This window comes from Mesorhizobium qingshengii, assembly GCF_900103325.1.
GTDB lineage: Bacteria > Pseudomonadota > Alphaproteobacteria > Rhizobiales > Rhizobiaceae > Mesorhizobium > Mesorhizobium qingshengii.
The window spans coordinates 1-1,029 of sequence record NZ_FMXM01000118.1 but is presented as its reverse complement, the minus strand read 5'-3'; the positions used below and the strand labels follow the sequence as shown (position 1 = coordinate 1,029).

The 1,029-nt window shown below is 60.3% G+C and carries 1 protein-coding gene; it reads right to left on the bottom strand.

Features of this window, described 5'->3' with window-relative positions; all coding sequences use genetic code 11:
• Positions 1–288: 288 nt before the first annotated feature.
• Positions 289–918, bottom strand: coding sequence for an NADPH-dependent F420 reductase (locus BLS48_RS34710; protein ID WP_038654519.1), 630 nt, complete (start codon positions 916–918; stop codon positions 289–291).
• Positions 919–1,029: the final 111 nt, after the last annotated feature.

Below are 1,029 nucleotides of genomic sequence, written 5' to 3'. Positions count from 1 at the left end.
CACTGCCTGCCTGAAAAGCGCGGTGTCGGCCTCACGCGGCCACATTTCAAACAACGTGACAACGCCATGGCGCCAAATCGCGCGCCTTCACGCCGAATGAACCAGAGCCTCACTCCCAGATCCTGTTTTCACAGCGTTAAGTTTACGGTGCCCTTCGTCCTTCTCCGCAATCGCGTTGTCCACGAGGTAACCGACGCGCCACTTGACCGATATCAAGTGGCGCGTCGCGGCTTTCTATTTGTTCCTTGATGTCGCCTTCCGCCCACGAGGCCGTGGAGCGATGAATGCTTAGATACCGACCCAGGTCGGAGCGATATTGGTGCCTTTGCCCTGGCCATAGCCGAGCCCGATATTGAGGGCGGCCACGGCCTCGATATGGCGCGACGCGGCGAGAGGACCGGCAACGATGGCCTTGAGACCGGCTGAATTCACCAGCGCCTCAACCTCGGCGACAGCGTCGGCGTCGTCGCCGGCGAGCAGCACCGTTGCCGGGGTGCCGGCAACCTCACCGCCATTTTGCAGCACCGACGCAAACAGCGTGTTGAAGCCTTTTACCACCTTGGCCCGCGGGGCGAGCCTGGCGATTTCTTCAGCCGCACTGGTCGAAAAGCCGATGGCGAGCCCTGAAAAATCGGCCTTCATGGGATTGGTCAGGTCGACCACGATCTTGCCCGCGAGGCTTCCGGCTGCCTTCACCACAGCGGCTACGGCATCATAAGGCACGGCGAGGAAGACGATGTCGGCCTTGGCGACAGCGTCCGAGATCGAGGCGGCTGAGACGGTGTCGCCGAAGCTCCCGGCGACCGAGGCGGCTACCGAGGAATCACGCGAACCGAGGATAATGGCGTTGCCGCCGGCCGAAAATACTGTGGCGAGGCCTTTGGCCATATTGCCGGTGCCGATGATTGCGAGGGTCATGTCTGTACTCCTGTCTTTAGTATTACGGGGCGTTGGTGCGCGGATATGAAATCGAATGCATTTCGATCATTAATGTAGTTGGTTATGCCTGCGTGACTTGACGCCGGATAG